A 2,295-nucleotide genomic window follows, 5' to 3' on the forward strand; every position below is an offset into this window, starting at 1 on the left:
TTCATCCACGACCTCGAGGGCCGGCCCACCCGCGACATCACCAGCGCCGACCTGTCCTTCCACGCGCTGCGGGAGTACGTGCCGGGCGACGACCGCCGCCACGTCCACTGGCGCACCTCCGCCCGCACCGGCACCCTCATGGTCCGCCAGTTCGAGGAGACCCGCCGCTCCCACCTCGTCGTCGCGATGTCCCGCAACGCCCGCGACTACGGCGAGGAGGAGGAGTTCGAGGTGGCCGTCTCCACCCTCGGCTCGCTGGCGCTGGCGGCGATGCGCGAGGACAAGGACCTCACCACGCTGACCACCCACGAGACGCTGCGCGCCGTCACCCCCGGGCAGTACCTCGACAGCCTCACCCGCCTGGAGCTCGGCGACGGACCGAGCGGGGTGGTGAGCATGGCCCACCAGGTGAGCCGGGACGTCGAGCGCGCCTCCCTGGTGGTGCTCGTCTGCGGCTCCACCGTGACCCCGGGCGACCTGCGCGCCGCCGGGGCCGTGCTGCCGATCGACGCCCGGGCCTTCGCCGTCCAGGTCGTCACCGGCGCCCGGACCGCGGTGCACAGCGTCGGCGTCGTCACCGTGCTGACCATCGGCGAGCTCGCCGAGCTGCGCCGCGGCTTCCGCAGGGCGGAGCGCCGGTGAGCAGCTACCTGCGCCTCCTGCGCTCCCGCGTGCTCGACGTGCTCGTCCCCGCCGGGCTCGTGCTCCTCGCCCTCCTCCCGCTCGTGCCGGTCTACGCCAGTGGCCGGCTCGCCGCCGCCGCGGTCGGCGGCGTGCTCCTCGGCACCCTCGTGGCCACCCTCGGCGCGTGGCGGCGGTGGACGACGCTCACGGTGCTGGCGGCCCTCCTCGTCGCCGGGGTGCTCGGCTCCTCGCTCGGCGCCCCCGGCACCGCGCTCGCCGGCCTCGTGCCCACGCCGCAGACGGTCGGGGCGGTCGGCAGCGGGGCGGTGACGTCCTGGAAGCAGGTCCTCACCCTCGCCCCGCCGCTCGGCGCCGTGGACAACCTGCTCACCGCGCCCTACCTCCTCGGCCTCCTCGCCGCCCTCGTCGCCGTCACCGTCTCGCTGCGCACCCGGCGGCCGGCGTGGGCGCTGGTCCCGCCCGCCGTCGTGCTCGCGGTGGCGATCCTCCTCGGCACCGCCGCCGAGACGACCGCCCTGCCGCTCGCCCTCGTCGGCGGCCTCGGCGGGCTCGTCTGGGCGGCCTGGCGCACCGGGCGCCTGCAGCGCCGCCCGCTCGCGGTGCTCGTGCTCCTCGCCGTCGCCGCGGCCGGCGGCACCGGCACCGGGCTGCTCGCCCGCGGCGAGGAGCCGCGCCTCGTCCTGCGCGAGGTCGTCGAGCCGCCGCTCGACCCGCACGACTACCCCAGCCCCCTCGCCGGCTTCCGCGCCTACCTCAAGGACCACCGCGAGGAGACCGTCCTGACCGTCCGCGGGCTGCCCGCCGGCACCCCGCTGCGGCTGGCCACCATGGACGTCTACGACGGCACCGTGTGGGCGGTGGCCGGGGGCGCGCACCACCGGGCGGCCAGCTCGGGCACCTTCACCCGGATCGGCGAGCGGGTCGAGGCGACCGTGCCCGACGACGCCGTGACCGTCGAGGTCGAGGTCGGTGCGTACACCGGTGTCTGGGTCCCCACGGTGGGCCGCACCTACGACATCGAGTTCGCCGGCCCCGACGCGGCCGAGACCGAGCGCCACCTGTACGTCAACCGTGCCTCCGGCACCGGCCTGCTCACCACCGGCCTGCGGGAGGGGGACCGGTACACCCTCCTCGCCACCCCCACCGTCGAGCCGCCGGTCAGCGCTCTGGAGGGCGCGCCGCTGGCCCGGGTCGACCAACCCGAGCTCTCCGGCGTCCCGGACACGGTGGTCGCCGCCGCCTCGGCCATGGTCGCCTCGGCGCAGACCCCGCTCGCGCGCATCCAGGCCATCGTCTCCTCCCTCCAGGACGGCTACTTCTCCCACGGCCTCGAGGGCGACGCCCCCTCCCTCGCCGGTCACGGCGCGGCCCGGCTGGCCGCCATGGTGGGCCAGGAGGCGATGATCGGCGACGCCGAGCAGTACGCCGCGCTCGCCGGGCTGCTCGGCCGGGCGGTGGGCCTGCCCACCCGCGTCGTCATGGGCTTCGCCCCCGAGGCGAACACGGGGCCCGGGCCCGTCGAGGTGACCGGCGACGACGTCACCGCCTGGGTGGAGGTCGCCTTCGAGGACCACGGTTGGGTGCCCTTCCACCCCACCCCCGACGAGGACCGCATCCCCCAGGTCGAGGAGCCCGAGCCGCAGGACCGGC

2 protein-coding genes are annotated in these 2,295 nt (G+C 76.6%); both read left to right on the forward strand.

The genetic code is table 11. From position 1 onward, the window contains the following. On the forward strand, positions 1-642 hold a 642-nt coding region (locus Q0195_RS00140), incomplete at its 5' end, for a DUF58 domain-containing protein (RefSeq protein WP_299272949.1). Next, on the forward strand, positions 639-2,295 hold a 1,657-nt coding region (locus Q0195_RS00145; RefSeq protein WP_299272951.1), incomplete at its 3' end, for a transglutaminase-like domain-containing protein. The genes Q0195_RS00140 and Q0195_RS00145, both read left to right, overlap by 4 nt.

Source organism: uncultured Georgenia sp., from assembly GCF_937958535.1.
Lineage (GTDB): Bacteria > Actinomycetota > Actinomycetes > Actinomycetales > Actinomycetaceae > Oceanitalea.